Source organism: Chryseobacterium sp. 14P4.3.2, assembly GCF_057799275.1.
In genome coordinates, this window is the sequence record NZ_JBYOKO010000010.1 from 94347 (window position 1) to 113479 (window position 19133).

Here is a 19133-nt window from a genome sequence, read left to right on the forward strand (position 1 = left end):
ATGAAAAAAACTCTAATACTTTTACCTCTTTTGGCTGCCAATATAGCGCTAGCCCAGCAAAAGAAAACAATCACCGGAAAAATAGAAGATGGAAATACTTCTCATACTATTTCTGGTGCATCTATAAAAATAGAAACACAGTCTGTTTCTACAAAAACCGATTTGGAAGGAGTTATTGAAAGCGTATCAGTAGGTACAGTGACCGATAAGGACGGAAAATTTACTCTGGAGCTTCCTGCAGATATTAAGTCTGTATCAGTAAGCTATCCGGGATATGAATCAAGAACCATTCAGATCAATGATGGGCAGACCAATTATACAATAAGACTGATTCCTGAAGTTTCTGACAAGAATAAAATACAGGAAGTAATCATTACCGGATATCAGAAAATTGAAAAACGCAAGCAAACCTCAGCTGTTTCTACAGTGAAGATGGATAATATCAACCAGGCAGGGGTAGCAAGTATAGACCAGATGTTATCCGGACAGATTGCCGGGGTAGCCGTTACTCCGGAAACAGGAGCTCCGGGAAGTCCTGCGAAGATCAGAATCAGGGGAACAGCTTCTCTTTCCGGTCCGCAGGATCCGCTATGGGTAATTGACGGTCTTCCGTTGGAAGGAAATGATGTGCCTAACTTTACCGATAAAGATAATATTGACCAGCTTCAGAACTTCTCTATTGCAGGACTGAACCCCAATGATATTGAAGATATCACCATTTTAAAAGATGCTGCTGCTACCGCAATTTATGGAGCCAGAGCTGCCAATGGGGTAATTTCCATTACCACTAAAAAAGGGAAAAAAGGAACCATGAAAGTGAACTTTTCAGCGGATACCTTTATTACATCCCGTCCGGATTTCAATAAACTGAATCTTTTGAATGCTTCTGAAAAAGTAGATCTGGAATTAATGCTTGCAAAACGTGCCGATCTTACCTATCGTGATGATAAAGGAGAGGTGATGAGAATTTTGACTAAAAATAATCAGCTTGATGCCTTTAGAACCGGAGGATTGGACGCATTGAATCCTTTCACACGCCAGCAGATTAATGGCTTAAGAAACAATAATACCGACTGGGGTAAACTGTTGTACAGAAATGCAATCAACAAACAGTATGGAGTAAGCATTTCCGGAGGTAGTGACCGTTCAGACTATTATTTCTCATTAGGATATTATGATGAAGAAGGAACAACCATAGGTACAGGTTTTAAACGTTATAATCTTACCTTAAAAAACAATTATAAATTAAGCGATAAGCTAAATGCAGGAATCTCTGTTTTCGGTACACAAAGTGAGCGTGAATCATTCATTACAGATGCTGATGCCAATATCAGCCCTGTAAACTATTCAAGAAACGCAAACCCATATCTTACGCCTTACAATCCGGACGGAAGTTATAGGTATGACCGAGATATTGATGGTTTTGATGACCGATATATTCCCTTCAATTTCCTTGAAGAAAGAGAAAATACAAGTTATAATCTGAAGAACCATTCCTTAAAAGCAATCCTGGATTTAGAATATAAAGCATCCAAAAGCCTGAGATTTACTTCGCAGTTGGGAATTCAGTATGATACCAACGAAACCGAAAAATACGCGGCTCAGAATACTTACTTTACCAGAAAAATGAGAGAAGGAACCCGTTATTATAAAGATGGGGCATACCGTTATTTCTTACCTGATGGAGCTGTAAAGCAAAACTGGAATAACGACTTTTTCCAATATAACTGGAAATTACAGGGATCATACAGTACAAAAATTAATTCCGTACACGAAATTGATTTAATGGCTGGAACAGAGCTTCGTAAAACAGAAGATAATACGACCATTACAAGAGCATTCGGTTATGATCCTACCACGAGAAGAGCAACGGGAATTGTATTTCCAACTTCCAGCTTTGCCGCAGATAGAAAGTATGAGACCTACCGTGAGATGCCGCCTGTAGAGAATGCTTATGCTTCCATGTTTGCAACGGCTTCTTATACTTATGATCAGAAATATACATTCTTCGGAAGTGTAAGATATGACGGGACAAACTTATTCGGCGTTAACAAAAAATACAAGTATCTGCCAATATGGGCTGTTTCAGGATCATGGCTGGTATCGAAGGAAAACTTTATGAAGAATGTGAATGCTGTTTCTAACTTTAGATTGAGAGCTTCATATGGTCTGCAGGGGAATATTGACCGTAACACGTCACCATTCTTTATCGGAGAATACAGTGATGCAACCATTCTTCCCGGAAACAAAGAGAATATCATCAACGTGATCAGTCCTCCGAATGATAAACTTCGTTGGGAGAAAACAACCAATGTTAACCTTGGTCTTGATTTAGGCTTGTTCAAAAATCGTATCAACCTTACTGCAGATGTTTACAGCAGAAAAGGAACGGATATGATCAGTATGAAAGAAACACCGCTTGAAACCGGGTTCGAATATACGATGATGAACTGGGGAAGCTTAACCAACAAAGGTTTTGAACTGGCATTATCCACAAGAAATATCGATAAAGAAAATTTCAAATGGAGTACCACAATTAACTTTGCCCACAATAAAAGTAGAGTACTGAGTGAGCAGCCTCGTGACAATGCTTTGCTTCCTTCAAGAGAAGGCCTTCCGGTAAACGCTGTTTTTGCTTTGAAAACAGCAGGTATGGATGAACATGGAAATCCACTGTTCTGGAAAGGAGATGAAAAAATATCAGCGGCAGACTTCTTTAAGCTATATGATGTATACGCAGATTTCCTTCCGGGGCAGCTTGTAGATACAAAACTTTCCAATGCAGAACTAAGAAGTATGTTCACGTATATTGGTGATAGAGATCCGAAGTTCACAGGAGGGATCATCAATACCTTTAAGGTACGTAATTTTGATTTTACAATCTCTGCAACTTTCAACCTGAAGCAGACCGTAATGAGAACTCCTTCTTACCGTGGATCAGAGTTTGACAGAGGAAGAAATTACACAAGAGATATCTATGAGGCCGGGACTTCACTTCCGGGAATCACAAGTCCTGATATGGATGCTAATCCGGACGGATGGATGGCCAATAAATGGTTTACCGGTAACCGTTCCAATGCTTACAGTTTATTGGATGTCTGGGCAAAAGAAATCAGTTATGTAAGAATCAGCAGTATCCGTTTAGGATATACACTTCCTAAAGAATTTACAGCACCAATGGGAATCAGCGCATTGAGACTAAGTGTTGAAGGACGTAACCTATTTGTATTCAGCAACGGTTACAAGGGATATTTTGATCCTGAAACCTATGGTAACATTTATGCACAGCCTATTACAAAGTCTATTACAGTAGGATTTAATGTTTCTTTTTAAAACTTGAAAAAAATGAGAAAAATAACAACATTTATAGCACTTGCAGTGATCAGTTTTACCAGCATTGGGTGTGATAGATTTTTAGATATACAGCCGGAAGGGAAGGTAATCCCAACTACTGTTGATGATTACAGAAAAGTGCTTACATCAGCCTATTCCAAATATCCATCTCACAAATCTCTTACGGTGCTTCGTACCGATGAGGTAAACATTGATGAGAACACAAGTGATTTCATCTCTTACCGTGAAATTGCCATGTGGAAAGATTCCAATACAGACCAGGCAACTACTGAGTTTCCTTGGGTGAGTTTTTATTCAGTAGTATTCTATCTGAATCAGATCATCAATGAAGGAACCAAAACAATGGCAGAATCTCCTGAAAAACAGCAGATTTTAGCAGAAGCTTATGCATTGCGTGCTTATACCTATTTTGATATGGTTAATTTGTACGGAAAACCCTATAACAGTGCTACAGCTTCCACAGACAGAGGGGTTCCGATCACTCTTGATATCGATCTTGAGCAGGTATTAAAGCCTTCTACTGTGCAGGAAGTTTATAACCAGGTTCATGCAGACATGACAAAAGCTGAAGGGCTTATGGTAGAGCAAAAGCAGGAAGCAGGGCTCAATTACAGATTTTCAAAGGTGGGATTACTGGCGCTAGAAGCAAGAACAGCTCTTTATGAAGGTGACTGGAATAAAGCAGTAAGTTATTCGGATCAGGCTTTAGCTATTAAAGGAGACCTTAGCAATCTGAATACGGCTGCTACAGCACCTAATCACTATGCTTCAGTAGAATCTATTCTAGCTTTGGATAATGCATTCAACAGCTCTGTGCAGAATTTATCTTTTGCTTCAGCAGAACTGCTTTCAAAGTACAACAGTACAACAGACAAAAGATTCGGACTTTCTTTTGAAAAGAGCGGAAGTAAATATAAAATTATCAAGGGAGGAAGTTCAGACTTCAGGGTGTCTTTCAGAACCTCAGAACTATACTTTATAAAAGCTGAGGCTTTGTTGAAACTGAATAAGCTTGATGAAGCTAAACAGGCACTTCTTACCGTATTGAAAAACAGATACACTCCGGATGGATATACATCAGTTCAGAATCAGGTAGCTCCAATGAACAATGCAGACTTTATGAACTTTATCTTAGATGAAAGAGTCAGAGAATTTGCTTCGGAAGGACAGCGCTGGTTCGATTTAAGAAGAGCAGATCAGAGAAAAATAACCCACAAGGTTAATGGTCAGGACTATATTCTTCAGCAGAATGACGTGAGATATACAATAGAATATCCAATGAGTGCGAAGAGAAATAATCCTAATTTATAAGACATTCATATTAACAAACCCCGAAACCGCCAGAGCTTAATCGTTCTGGCGGTTTTTTTGTACTTTTGTACCGCTATGAAAATTGCCATTATAGAAGATGAACTGCTGGCTGTTAATTATCTGAAGGATCTTTTAGATAAACAGACCATCGTTCCTGTCACTGAGATTGTGATTCTTCGTTCCAAAAAACAGGCAATAGAATTTTTCGAAACGCAGTCTGCTGATCTTGTCTTTATGGATATTCACCTTGGTGACGGGATGAGTCTTGAGATTTTTGAACAGGTGGAACTTTTTACCCCTATTATTTTTATAACGGCATTTGATGAATATGCGATGAGGGTTTTTAGACATTTCACCATAGACTATCTTTTGAAGCCCTTTGAAGAAGAGGATCTGCACAAGGCATTACAGAAATTTATCTCCATCAGAAATAATTTTGATCCTGAACCTACTCTCCAATCCATCTCTACGCTGCAGCAGGGAAATTCTGACATCATGAAGCGGTTCATGGTAAGGGAAGGAAATAAGCTGAAATCAATAGACGAAAATAATACCGCCTATTTTTTTGCATCAGGAAAGTATCTTTTCCTTACGACAAAAGATCATCAGACCTATATTTATGATGATACCATTAAAGATATTATTCAGAAATTAAATCCAGAGGTCTTTTTTAAAATAAACCGAAAGTTTATCATCAATAAAGAAGCCGTCACTGAAATTATCAAACATTCCAGTCAGAAAGTAGAGCTCAGACTTTCGCCTGAACCTGAGGTGAATACTGAAATATTTATCAGTAAAATACAAATTTCTGAATGCTTAAACTGGCTGAACAGCTGAAGCCTATAAATTCAGTTAGGAAATATATGACCGCTAATTCCCACTGCTGATCAAATAATACTGAAATGGAATTAAAAGAATCCTCCAGGCAAAAGATTGAAGATGTACAGTTTGGGCATTATGACTATGATGGAAGCAGCCTCGTCTTGTATAAAGGAGTGCTCTATACAGGATATGTGATTTTTTCACAAGTGCCCGAATGGAATTGTTCAGGCAGAAATAGAATATAAAGATGGTAGTCATATCGGAGGAGAGAATGAGTACAATGAAAAAGGAATTCTTATCTATTCGTGTTTTTCAGTGGTGCCAACCACTCAGGAAGTATATGGGTATAATGATCAGGGAAACCTTCAGGACTATTATACACTTTAATTACGGAAGAGAGGATTAGAAAAGTTTTTTAGTAAAAAGTTCACAGACCAGGGTTTTTCGTGCATTCATGATAAAATAAAAAGTCTTTTTTCCAGTATCAAATAAAAAGATCAGAGAAGTGCTAAAAAAACTTAAATTTGTTACAAAGAACACTCTTTAATAAGGTACAGATTGAAATGCTTTTTTGGTAATATTTTTGATGTAATTGGTTGCCTTATATATTTACTTTTAAACTAAAACTTGTTGAAAAAAAATTATGGTTATTAAATCTCTATACTTATTTATTTTTATTTTACTGTTCAGTCTACCAGTAAAATCTCAGACTAAGGAAGATCAAAAATTTAACGCGGCCTATTTTAAGTCTTTCAGAGAAGAACAGGTGGATCGTATGCTTAAAACTGGTGACTCCCTGTATAAAAAATCAGAGACCGAGACTCAAAAGATTAAATCACTTGTTGTCATTGCCTCTGCCTACTCGCGAAAGCTGAGTGCCAGTAAGTCTATTCTGTATTGGAAAAAAGTAGATTCCATGGGAAAAAAGGCAGACCTTCCGGATTGGGAAACACTTGCCAACGAGCGTCTTGCTGCAGAATATTTAAAACTGAACCTTAAAGATGCGAGCAGACAGTTTATAGACAGGGCTATAGCTGCCAGTAAATCCTTATCAGGCTCACCGGAGAGTAAATATATCTATGCAATGATGCTTGAAACAGAAGCATTACAGAAAATTGCAGATAAGGATACAATAGGTTTTATAAAAAGTATTAAGAATAATCAGAAGTATCTGACAACCATCCCTGAGAATGATATAAGAAATTATCTTTTGGGAAGATCCCAGCTTAAGCTGGGTGAAGTATATGTTCAGAAAAACAACCTGGACTCTGCCCATTATACCTTCCATAAAGCTGAAGAAAACTTAAAAAAATCGACTATTAAATCTTATTACAATGAAAGTGCTACACTGTACAGGGGATTGGGAAATCTGGCATTAAAACAGAAACGTTATGATGAAGCAAAAATCTATTTGCTAAAAGCAAAAGAAATAGCACTAGCCAATAGTAACAAAGAAATAACAGATCTGACTATCAATGATCTTAGAAAATATTATAGGATAGTACATGACTATGAAGGATTACTTGAAATAAATCAGATCAAAGATTCTATTGATCTTATCAAAAGAGATGAACTTGTGACGCTTGCCGATCAGGATTTTAAAGAAGAATTTGCAAAGAAAAATAAGTTCGAAGGATACATGAATATCCTGATTTTTGTATCCGTATTGCTGGCTCTTTTTGTGATAGGCTTGTTTTTTTATTATAAACAGCAGAGAAAAAAAATCAGACTTCAGTTCGAAAAGATTATTACCAAATTAAATAACCAGGAAGAAGAACATGCGGATCCTGTGATCATTTCATCCGAGCAAAACTTTATTGCCATGAATATGGAAGAAGATGATTCTTCTCTGAATATAAGCACAGAAAAAGAAGAAGAACTCGTACAGCGGATGAAGAATTTTGAGCAGCAGCAATTATATCTGGATCAGAATATTTCAAGGCCTACGATGGCCTCTCATCTCAATACCAATACAAAATACCTGTCCTATATTATAAGAAAATACAGAGGCGTTGATTTCAGTGATTATATCAATCAGAACAGGATCAGTTATATCATAAAGCAGCTTTACACAGAACCTGCTTACCGGAATTATAAGATAAGCCATCTGGCAGAATTATGCGGCTATTCTTCCCATAGTAGATTTGCCAATATATTTAAAAAACAAATGAATATCTCACCATCTGACTTTATTGCACAGCTAAAAAAAAGAGGTAATAAAGATTAAGCTTTATAACAACTATTTTGTATAATAACTTTCGGAGGATAGCTATGTATACGCAACAGAAATATAATAAAATTAAAAAAAATAAACGGAGGTCTGATCAAGACCTCCGTTTACATTAGTCAATAACTGCAAAATTGTAAAATAAAGATCGTAGGATACAATCAGTCTTATACATTCTCTATTTTTTAATAAATGTAATACTCAATCCTTCATTGTTGGAGAAAAAATAGAGGCCGCTTTTCAGACCGGATATATTAATACTGAATGCAGGATTAGAATTTTTTTCTGATCTTAAGACATTACCAAGAGCATCTGTTATTTTCCATTCCTTTGAGGTATTGTTTTTCACATTCAATATTTCCTCTGCAGGATTCGGATATATTTGGGTATATTTTGTTTTTATATCATATTTTTTACCTGATAAAGAAGAAAGTGTATTCATTTTAAAAGAAACTTCAATGGGGAGTCCCTGATAGGTTTTAAAATCATAAATACTGTTATTTTCATCTGATGAAATAAAGGTGACCGATGAATTGGGTGCTGTCAGCTTCCAGTTGCCTTTTAGTGTTATACGTATTGTTTTTACCTGAAATGGTTCAAAACTCCGGTCACTGGGTAAGCCGAGATCAGGATTTGATAAACTCAGTTTCATTTGTGTATTCGCAGCATTGGGCTGATACATGATTAAACAGGGGAAATCATTAGCTTTGATAGTGGTATTTCCCGGAACAGCAGAATCCGGCTGAAATAAAACCAATCCGTAGATTCCTGTAGCTTTGTGTTTAATAATATGAGAATTTCCGGTCTTATTCAAAATCTGATAAGGTTTTGTACCGCTGGCTTGAAAAGATGTGGCCAATGACTGCATATCTTCTGCTGTAGTATTGGGAACCACAGCATATTCATATCCGGAGCCCGACGGAGCCTTTCCATGGTCAATATATCCAATGGCTGCCTGAACTGCAGGATTCAGGATCGTGGGATCCGTCTGATTATGAGAAGGGGTCTGCTGATCTTTTCGCTGAACTTTCAGATCTCCGCTTCCTGCATGTATATAATATCCTGTCCCAAAATTATCCAGTACCCAATGGTCCTGGGCTGCAGAATAGCCGGAGGTTGTCCCTGTTAAAGTATAAGGGCTGCTGTCCACAATAACCTGGCCAGGGGTCGTAGAGTTTTGATACAATGTAGTCACTGTGGAATGTTCACTGTCTGTATTATTGATATCGGAAGCCAGGCAGATAATAACATCATCAAAAAAGAAAGATGATTTTTTGAAAGTAAAACTAGGGTCATGAGTATCAGGTGCTGTAACTCCGCTCCATCCCAAATTTTTCCTTTCCTGAAAATCCATTGCAAAAATACCGTAGGTTCCGTATACCTTGTTCAGAATTCCATTATTTTTTAAATTGAATTCCAAAGAACCTGCAAAACGCTTGCTTGTCACCTCATCAATTCTTTTCCATCCGGCGATAAGCTTTGTCCAGGGCAGTACTTTTGTGGTGGCTCCCGGATTATAATTCCAATCCCATTTGGTATTATTAAAGCCATTAGCATTTCTGTCACCCGGATATACAATAGGCATAGCCCCGTAGCTTTGATATCTTCCATATCGGTTTACAGTAGGGTAAATTTCAGAACCCCAAAGCTGATTATTAAATCCCTTATTGATCACCACCGTATTCTTGGTTCTGAAAACGGAAGCATTCGCGTGATTCATTTGATAAAATCCAGTTTCAAAAGGAGCTGCTGCTGAGTAGTTGAAAGAAGGCTCTGTACCATATTTCCTGTTGTATATTCCTGCCAAAACAGGATCAGCTGTTGTCAGTCCTAAAATCTGACCTCCCAGTATAGCTAAATCTTTTACCGAGTTTTTAGAAATATTGATTTCATCCCAATTGCCGCTCCTGCCTGTCATCGCTAGAGGAACCATATCACTGTCGCTTGCAATCAGTAATTTATGCCATACCGCATCTCTGAAACCGAGATAAGCTGGAGCATCAATCTGAAAACTTGTGGTACCGAGAATTTTCATAGCAGCGACTACTGTATTGTAAGAATACATATAGGCTTCATAATTATTCCAGTGGTGATATCCGCAGCCATCCGGTTTTACACCGTCCTTGGTTCCGTCTGTATATTCAGAAACGTAGCGGGCAATGTATCTTTTTAAAGTCAGTAAATACCGGTATTGTTCATCCTGAGTGGGAAAACTTTTTAAAGTAGGAATCAGTAAATCCAGATAGGTGTAGATTACATCACTGTCAAAAGTACCGTCTGCCAGCTGAGGTTTCCACAATACGTTCCAGTTTCCCGTATTTTTTTCTAAAATATATAAAAATCTTTGCTTGTCTGCATCATCAAGGTATTCCAGACAAAAGGCGGCCTTCCTCCCAAAATGCCTGAAAGTGTATCCCCCTAGGTCAGGAGGAAGAGTATTGTTACATACATTTTGATAAACCCACCAGATGGTGTTTTTTACCTTTTCTCTGATAGCGGTGTCATTGGGATTAAATTTCAGATAGTCGGAAAAAGTGTTGATAAAAGTTACCTGATTGAAACTTGTGACCGGGTTTCCGGTTATGGCGGTTCCTGAAATATTGATGTTTAAGTTATTATAGCTGGCAATGGCACTATTGACTGCATTGGCTGATGGGGCACTGCCTGACAGCATAGTATCCTTAGCACGGTTATAAATCTGATCTATTTCGGACTGAACGGCAGGTGGGCTTTGCACCAGAGGAAGATCTGGAACAAATGCAGGTAAGCAGGTTTGTGCTTTTGTGATCACAGAGATCAGGGTCATGGCATAGATCATTGGAATGAATTTTTTTTTCATAATGTTTGTGTTTTATATATATATTAAACTTTGTTTCGTGTCCTGGGAATTTGAAAACTTTTTATTATGGACGGGTTGATTTATCTTATTTTTTCGATCTTCAATTTCTTTAAAGAAATGAAAACAATAATGTCCATGCTGGAATAAAAGTTTATGATGTTAAAAACTTCCTTAAGTCTTTTTATAGATAGGGGGGTGCAAAAATAGGAGGAACCCTTTTAAATTCCAATCAAAAGCCTGTCACTATTCTGGAATACTGACAGATAAATATGAACTGAGAAATGGTCATTTCCGGAATTTTAAATAATATAGAAATGATCATAGTAAAATAGTCCTCCTCATTAGATGAAACTAGTAAGTCTGATTTTTCTGAAACAAATAAAGCAATTCCTGAAGTTAAAATATATTGTTGTGGAGGGTGTTGGGACGAAAATTCTATTTTGCTATTGCTGTTAATTAATAAATAATATTTATTTAAAACAATAGTGAAGGCTAACAGTTTTTTTTGTAGCACATAGAGTCTTTATATTCAGATCCAGGACTTCTTTCTTTAATATCAAAACATTTTAGACACATACATTATTTTGTTGTAGCTGTCTGCCTGTGTTCCCTCCGTTGAAGGCTTTTTATTTGAAGTACGAGCATATCAACTGAAAACTTTTTTTGACTCTGTCTAAAAGTTAAGACTGAGGGTAATATTAATTTATATCCATAAAGTTTTTCAGTACATCTATTTAATTTTTATAAAGTGGCACAGGCTGGTAAAAGATTCAAAAGTGACATGAAAAATATGAAGCTGCTGAACAACAGGCGCTTTTTTAAACTTATGCAGCCCTATTAGTTTTTTGCCTTTCGTTTTTTTAATCTGTTATTTTTCGTGAATATTAACAGCTTTTTTTGATTATATCAACAATGATTGTAATAGAAAAAGTAATAAGAATAAAATTTTAAATAAGTATGTTACTGTGTTTGTTTTTAGTGTGTTACAGGCGTGTTGATGACGTACTTTGTCTGTCATTATTCGCGAATACTTACAGACTATTGGTTGCTTTTTGAAAAACTTAAGTATAATTTTGCTCTACACAAATGATGAGAAACTTTTGATTTTTTCAAATATTTTTTACTTCGTTAAATTCTTTGGGGAATTATTTTCCCCAGAGAATTTTAACTAAAAAATGATTAAGAAGTAAGAAAGGTACATCGACACTTTAGTAGGAATTCTGGATTTATAATATGCTCAGAACTTCCATTATAAATTGTCATCTTTTTTCAATGATCAGTTTTAAACTTTTTTCATATTAATATTATGTTGGGTAACTTTTCCGGAAGTATTATACTTTCCGGAAAGTTTTTATATTCTAAAGATATTTTTAATATTAGGCCAGTTTAAATTCTTACAGGTTTCGAATTCTTCAGACACAATGAAATTCATACAATCTTTAAACACTTTAGCTGACTTAAGAAGGGGACTATCTTCCCGCTTAGTAAGTAAAATTGAGAAGAAAATCAAAGATTTAAAAAAAATGAGGTGTTCCTGTTATCACAAAACATGAAACTTAAAAATAACTAAAGTGTTAAAAATCTTTTGTGATTAAATAAAACCCTGTAAAAGAGTAAGAACAGATATAATCCATTATCCCCACACTTTGTCATTCAGCAGAAATCTAACATTATAATTTTAAAACAATTAAGTGTCTGATATTTGCTGTTTTTAACGCTGTTGCATTCACAACTTGTGGTGGACATAAGATAGTTTAAACCGCTTTATAATTAAAAAGAGAAATCATAGTGGAAATAAATAGCAGACTGAAAAACCTGAGGATTTTCCAAAATGATTGGCAGAGACTGCTGATTAATGCTATAATATTCTCGTTTTAGTGGATTTGACAGGCTTGCGATGTAGAGGCTTTAACTATTAATATTCGCGAAAAGTAACAGCCTATATTTTGGAATTGTATTGGATACGAAATAATTTTACACCCACAAATCCAAATCAATTATATACATGATTCAATAAACATTATGAAGTACTTTTAGGCCGCTTAGCTTGTCTTTATCTATCATCAGCTTATTGAGAATCTAATGCTGAATAGAGATTAATACTATTTCATATTTGTGTTTTTGTGTTGTGAGTCTGTCCTTATAGGGACAGACTTTTTTTTATGTTCCGGATTTCAAAGTGCATCTCCCACAGCAAATACCCATGGATTTGTTACGGTTGCTAATAAATATCATTCATGGCTGTTACAAGGTTATTCTTAATTAAGTATAAGACCTGTTTTATAAAGTGCTTTATACCAGTATCCTTTAATGGATTTTCCTGTTCTCATTTCTGTCAGGGCTGTTACTATTCGCGAATAGTAACAACCTTATTCTTGTGAAAATCAAGGTATGAAGCTACTTTTGTACCACTGATTTTTGGGATTCTTTAAGTATTAAGTATTATTTGGTTTAGCTCTTTGGGATTTTCTCAGTCAGTATAATTCATGTCTCAAAGAGCTTTTCTTGAATCCCGTCGGGATAATATGATACCATTCAAATTCTGAAAAGCAGAAGATCCTGACAGTATAGATTTTGGCTTTCTTCTACTGAAAATACTGATCATCAAAAAGGTCCTGTCAGCCTATAGAATACCTGCTGTAACGGCAGGGTCATTTCCTGCTGAAAAATAATTCAAAAAGATAGATAACATAAATTCAAAAAGATGAAAAAAATTGTATTTTTCAGCTCCATGCTGATATTTTCAGAAAACATATCCGCGCAGGATAATAGTGACAGCCGGTCGCAGTTTGTCAAATGGAATCTCGGCCTTAACTATACGGGAGGCTCACTTTCCAATAAAGAAGAAGGTACCAGCAGATGGATCAATAAATATACAGCAAGTCTGTCTGTGGATGTGGCCCTTTCAGAAATATTTTACTTTGACTCGGGGGAACTCTATCTACAGCCTTTTTTCGAAACTTCATTACCTGTTAGAAATCCATATAATAAAGATTTGAAATTCATAACGTACGCTGGTGGAGTTAATCTGAAAAAGTACTTAAACCATAATTTTGAGAAAAGCAGATTTTTTCTGCTTGCAGGAGTAAAACTTGAATATATAGTCTGGACATTGGATTATGCAGGTAAGGACGGGGCAAGACAGTATAAGTCAACACATCTTGACTACGTTTTGAATGCAGGAGGAGGATATGTGATTTCAGACCGGATGGAAATTTTTGCCCTGTACTCCAGAGGGTTTGGGAAAGCATATGCGATAACTGATCTTAGCCATATGACTAATTTCGGTTCTTTTTCAGTAGGGATAAAGGTGATGTTAGTGAAAAACTGGTGGTTCAGCAAATAGCCGGAGATGAACCAGATTAAAAGCTGTATGCCGAATTTATATGGAGCAAAGAATCTTAATGATTTGATTTTTAAAGATTCCTGACAATTCATAATGATAGATATTCTTTTTTTTGATTTTTGATGTGGAAAATTTCAGTTTTTTCACTGTATAGACAGGTAAAGTTTGAAATAATCACCAGGATGTGATCATTTTAACAGGCAGCGGTCATGAAAATACGATCAATAATACCTTCAAAGGGGTCTGAAACCAGTGTTTCTGTTATTATTCGCGAATACAGACAGCCTTTTTCTTGTGACTCTGTTGATTTAGATCTAGTTTTGTTCTGATCAACAACTGATGTTTTAGAGGTTTGGTGAACTGTTCTAATAGCAAGGAATTTCCCACGCTCATTATTATTTAATAACCATACGAAAACTTAAAAATATGGGATTTGATATAACTTACCACCCGATTAAAGAGCAGGAAATACAAAAATGGTATTTCGATGTGTTGAATGATATTTCACTTATTGAAAAATTAGCGGTAGAGTATAATATCGATGATTATTGTAAGGAAAAATATGAAGATATTATTTTAACGGCTAAAGAAGTGAAATCGAATGAGTTTTTTGACAGCTGCCATGGACGGTACATTTCTTTGATCCATGGATTCTTCAGAACCTATTATTATACAAGAGATTCTGCTTTTTCATTTTTGATTGATCAGAATTCCTTTTTTAAAAGATACACCAAAAGCTGGAAAGAAATAGTGGGTGAGGAAATTGAAAACCCGGTGAAAAATAAGATTACAGAAAATTATAGCTCTGGTGTTTTTATTCCTGCGGATCAGGTATATCAATTACTTGATGATTATCAGACAGACGACAATATCAGGGAAGAATTGAATGAATTCTATTCAGATGAGCGGATTCTGGTCTTTATCAAAGCGTTGGAATTTTCAAAACAAAATAAAATGGGATTGTTGGAGGCTGCGGATGTTGTAGAGCCTAATCCTATGGAATTCAATACTTCCCTTTATTATTCCAATATGTATAACTGTGATCAGGAGGGTGTATTTCTCTATGTAGAGGCAGCCATGAAAAGGACCCGGCGGGCTGAAGAGCTTAAAAGCTTAAATCAAAAGAATATTAATATTTATGATGAAGGAAATATCATGACAAAACAGGATGAACTTAAAGAGAAAAAAGGCTTCTGGAAGAAGCTTTTCGGGTAATCCAGAATGAATTCTGACAAATGCATTTTTGTGAGCCGGCAAATTCCTTTTTCATTTTGAAGTTGCTGCTGTGATCCCCGGAATTATGTTAGCGGCTTTTGTTCGTGTTGGAATTCTGATGTTGTATGTACTGAATATAATGGATAAGACAGCACTATTAAATCCGGCAACCCAACTTGCGGAACAGGCCTGCATTCTTTACCTTTTTTACTTATTCATTTTATTGAGTACTTAACAGGTTATTTTGCTGTCATTATTCGCGAATTATAGCAGGTCTTCTATTGTTCTACAGTTTATGCACTATGTGTTTAGTATATTGAAAATATAGATTTTTCATCTTGTTATTTTATTTGGTAACTTCTTTAGGAATATAATGCTCCTAAAGAAGTTTTTTATTTGTTAAATAATCATTAAAAAAGTGATTGTTTAAAGATGAGCCTGTTTAAACTTTTACAGGTTTTCTATACTTTAAAGACCATAAATTTCATGAAGATTGCTATTTTAAACACTTTAACTTATTTATAGGGTAACCTGAGGGAAAAAGATCATAGATTTTTTAAAAGCTTATTATTCCTATATCCCTTTCTCTTCAGTTAATAGTCAGATCTTTTTTCCTTTTAAGTTGATTCATTACAGTTTTCATTATTCTTTAATCTGAACTTCTGATAAGAATCTTCTGTTTTGAAATTTATTTCCCGATGATTGATAAAACGGGGATTTTAGAACTTTAAAAATAATAAAACAGGTAGGTTAATAGATATTGTACTGATTTTGAATATAATTGCAGGGGATGTTTTTTTAAAATATTCTGATAATGAGATTTTTGTATTTTATTTTCTGTTAATATTCGCGAATAGTGACAGAGGTTGGGTTGTTTATCAGAAAGTATCCTTGTAATATTGTCTCAATTAAGTTATCAGTGATGAGACGGGCAGACTTTTAATTTTTAGGAGTGATGAAGCGGATCGTAATGGTGATCTCCTTATTTTATGAAGCATCTGAGTTTGCTGTTTTTTTGAAGGATATGAAATATTAAACCCATTGAGCTTCTGTCTGACCATAATCATTATTGTTTTCATAGTACTTGTTTGTGCCTGTTCAATTGTTTTGGACAGGTTTTTTTTCTATGTAGATATAGCGGTAAGGAGGAGCTTAAAAATCCGAAATGAAAAATCCTTTTTTTTCTGTATACCCAATCTGGTCATCGGCTTTTTAATAGTATCAGGGATATTATGAGAAAATTAATTGTGCTAAAAGATTATTTTGCTGTCATTATTCGCGAATAATGACAGACATTGTCTTTTATATATCCGGTCTTAATGATAGATTTAGTACTGAAATAATTTTTTTTATTTCATAAGTTTTTTTCTTCTTTGGAGAGGTTCCGAATGATTTCGCTCTCCAAAGATTATTGAGTATAGAGCTTCAATCTTAGAAGTAAAAACTTTAAGGGTGAAAGACAGGACAAAAATTTTAAGAAGGTCCATAATAATAATTTACGAGTATTGGTTGAGCATATTCTAATTTCGTTTTTTTTCATTTGTGTTCTGGCTGCTATGAATGACGGATCATAGCAGCCTTTCTTTTTAAGGTGGAAATTCTTCAAAAAGAAGCACTGAGATATTGAAAGCTGAAGCTTTTTTAATGATGTTTTTAATTGAAAAATGAAATTTAACTCCAATTTTCAGGTTATAATTTTGTTGAATTTTATTTTTATTTATTTGTTTGATTTTCAATATTTTATATTGTTATTTATGCTGTCATTATTCGCGAATTGTAACAGCCTTTTTCTTGTGAGGTAACAAATTCCCCTATACATTTGCACCAGTAATACAATCACAAACACAGTGATGATTTCATAGAGTTTATTTTTTTTCTCTTGGAGGGTTCCTCAGTCTATCTGCCTCCAGAGAATTTTTAAAGTAAAGGGAATAAGCCGGTAAGCGATTTTATTTCAGGTGTGTAATAGGAATGTTAGCATTAATCCTGCTGGGGTTCATCATCTTTTTAAAAATTACAGATTTTTTATCAGTAAGTATATACACAGGAAGTGCTGCTAAATTTAATAAAGAGATAAGCAATGAATATAGATTTAAAGACGATCAATATTGGAAACTTAATTGAGGAGAGAGTAAAAGAATGCGAGATTGATATTGTACGGATCTGTAATTTCTTTAAATGCCAGGAAGAAGATATCAAAAAAATGTATGAAGAAGAGCATATACGGACTGATCTTCTTCTCAAATGGAGCAAACTGTTGAGCTATGACTTCTTCAGGTTATATACACAGCATCTTGTATTATATGCACCTCCCGAAGGAGGTGAGACGAGCTCAAGATCAAAACCTACGGCTTTGCCTTCATTCAGAAAAAATATCTATACAAAGGAACTTATCGCATTCGTGATAGAACAGTTGAATACAGGAGCAATGAAACGGAGCCAGATTATCAGTGAATATAGAATTCCGAAGACCACATTATATAAATGGCTGAGTAAATATAATCATAGTGGGCAGTAATCATTAAAAAAACAAACGATGGATTGGAAGATGATGTTTCACCTGAAAAACAAAAGAAAGAGCTTAAATAGTGCAGCGCTTGAGGAAATAAGATTCTTTGGAAAAGCAAAGCAGGAAGTAATGAGTCTATTAAGCAGTTATAAGTACGAATATAAGGATGAGTGGTTCTGTTTTATTCTTAGTAAAACCTGGTATGGTAAAAAAAGAATAATCAGCCTGTTTTTCGAAAATAATAAAGTAGAAGAGAAATATATCAAAACAGAATATGGAAAATTATCAATCACCAAATTATACAAGAATTTATCATGATATTATTGAAAAAAAATATCCCGAAAAGAAAGAAAGGTGCCTTTACTTCTTTGAAAAGGAAAAACTTAGTACAAGGGATATTATTACAATAAACACGGTTATATTTGGTCCGGAAATAGGATCAGAAATTTCAGAAAGTAATCAGAAATTCAAGTCTTATGATCAGGAAACGATCCGTTACATTTTGGAATATCAGGTGAAAAATAGCCTCAATAATACAGAAACTGCCAGTCATTTTAAAATAAGCAGGAACACATTGGCAAAATGGAAGAAAGACGTGAAAATATTTGATTTATAAACCACTCATTTACAATTAAAATATACACTTTCTTTATAGATAAAGCAGAATTATAAGATCAGTCTAAGGTCTGGTATTATTTAAAAATTAGTAAAAGCCCCCAATTATTTTTGATCCCTACACAAATGATGAGAAAAACGGGGGCTTTTATTTTATAAAAGGAACAAGCTTTTTCACTAAGAATAGCTTTACAAGACTTATTTTCGATAATTATCCGAGAACTTTTCAGGGAGCTTAAATTCTCTGTTTAGTTCTTTTTTTAGCTGGAAATTAAAATTAAGCACTAAAGGATGAATGCTTATATAGAGCAGGCGAAAAGCTGGATGTAGATTCGGTCACTTCAGATCCTTTAAAATATATATACTTTTGAAATCTAAAATCTAAGCAATTTTCAAAATTCTGCCGCAGCTCAGAGGGGGAGGACAGAACATTTTTCTTATTCACATTAACCAAACTTTTTGCTTAACCCCCAACTTTTGCACCTGATCCAAAATTTCGTGCATTTGTGGCCATCTATAAAAATAAAAAAACCTCTAAATAAATTAGAGGTTTTAAAGTGGTTTCTCCAGGAATCGAACCAGGGACACATGGATTTTCAATCCATTGCTCTACCAACTGAGCTAAGAAACCATTATGTTTTTGTTTGTTACTTCGTTGTTTTAAAGTGATGCAAAAGTATAATATTTTATAATACCACGCAAGCTTTTCCTGTTATTTTTTTGATAAAATATATCTGTAATACTTGTTTTTTAATTCAATTATTTGCTTTTCAGTGGTTTGTATTGTGATGTTTTTTTGTTTTTTTTTACCTGGAAATTTTATCATCCAGGAATTTCTTACTTATGCTGCCTTTTAAGGGTATGTTCCGGTATTATGAAGTGTGATGATGAAGTT

At 35.0% G+C, this 19133-nt stretch carries 10 protein-coding genes and 1 tRNA gene; 9 read left to right on the forward strand and 2 right to left on the reverse strand.

Annotated features, from left to right (window positions below; all coding sequences use genetic code 11):
* The 4 genes from AC27VX_RS15375 to AC27VX_RS15390 all read left to right on the forward strand — a co-directional run bounded on the left by AC27VX_RS15375 (position 1) and on the right by AC27VX_RS15390 (position 7714).
* Positions 1-3333, forward strand: a complete 3333-nt coding sequence (locus AC27VX_RS15375; protein ID WP_300689980.1) for a SusC/RagA family TonB-linked outer membrane protein — start codon at positions 1-3, stop codon at positions 3331-3333.
* A gap of 12 nt (positions 3334-3345) precedes the next feature.
* Positions 3346-4665 (forward strand): RagB/SusD family nutrient uptake outer membrane protein, encoded by a 1320-nt coding sequence (locus AC27VX_RS15380; RefSeq protein ID WP_488696497.1) that lies wholly within the window; start codon positions 3346-3348, stop codon positions 4663-4665.
* A gap of 75 nt (positions 4666-4740) precedes the next feature.
* Positions 4741-5502: a LytR/AlgR family response regulator transcription factor gene (locus AC27VX_RS15385; protein ID WP_488696499.1), complete on the forward strand. Its 762-nt coding sequence runs from the start codon at positions 4741-4743 to the stop codon at positions 5500-5502.
* Positions 5503-6130: 628 nt separating this feature from the next.
* A complete protein-coding gene (locus AC27VX_RS15390; RefSeq protein WP_488696501.1) occupies positions 6131-7714 on the forward strand; it encodes a helix-turn-helix domain-containing protein in 1584 nt (527 codons plus the stop codon).
* Positions 7715-7892: 178 nt separating this feature from the next.
* Here AC27VX_RS15390 and AC27VX_RS15395 read toward each other — a convergent pair whose 3' ends face one another.
* Positions 7893-10553 carry a polysaccharide lyase family 8 super-sandwich domain-containing protein gene (locus tag AC27VX_RS15395; RefSeq protein ID WP_488696503.1) on the reverse strand — a complete coding sequence of 887 codons (2661 nt, stop codon included), beginning with the start codon at positions 10551-10553 and terminating at the stop codon, positions 7893-7895.
* Positions 10554-13257: 2704 nt separating this feature from the next.
* On the opposite strand from AC27VX_RS15395, the gene AC27VX_RS15400 reads away from it, so the two are divergent.
* From AC27VX_RS15400 to AC27VX_RS15420, 5 genes are all read left to right on the forward strand, one after another.
* Entirely contained in the window at positions 13258-13899 is a 642-nt protein-coding gene (locus AC27VX_RS15400; protein WP_488696505.1) for a hypothetical protein, read from the forward strand.
* A gap of 426 nt (positions 13900-14325) precedes the next feature.
* Positions 14326-15114 (forward strand): hypothetical protein, encoded by a 789-nt coding sequence (locus AC27VX_RS15405; protein ID WP_236855552.1) that lies wholly within the window; start codon positions 14326-14328, stop codon positions 15112-15114.
* 2080 nt (positions 15115-17194) lie between these two features.
* Positions 17195-17632 carry a transposase gene (locus tag AC27VX_RS15410; protein ID WP_317207776.1) on the forward strand — a complete coding sequence of 146 codons (438 nt, stop codon included), beginning with the start codon at positions 17195-17197 and terminating at the stop codon, positions 17630-17632.
* 18 nt (positions 17633-17650) lie between these two features.
* A complete protein-coding gene (locus AC27VX_RS15415) occupies positions 17651-17941 on the forward strand; it encodes a hypothetical protein (protein ID WP_488696507.1) in 291 nt (96 codons plus the stop codon).
* Positions 17898-18239: a helix-turn-helix domain-containing protein gene (locus tag AC27VX_RS15420; RefSeq protein WP_236855550.1), complete on the forward strand. Its 342-nt coding sequence runs from the start codon at positions 17898-17900 to the stop codon at positions 18237-18239. Before AC27VX_RS15415 ends, AC27VX_RS15420 begins: the two co-directional genes overlap by 44 nt.
* Before the next feature lie 557 nt (positions 18240-18796).
* Here AC27VX_RS15420 and AC27VX_RS15425 read toward each other — a convergent pair.
* Positions 18797-18869 (reverse strand) — tRNA-Phe (locus AC27VX_RS15425).
* Positions 18870-19133 lie beyond the last annotated feature (264 nt).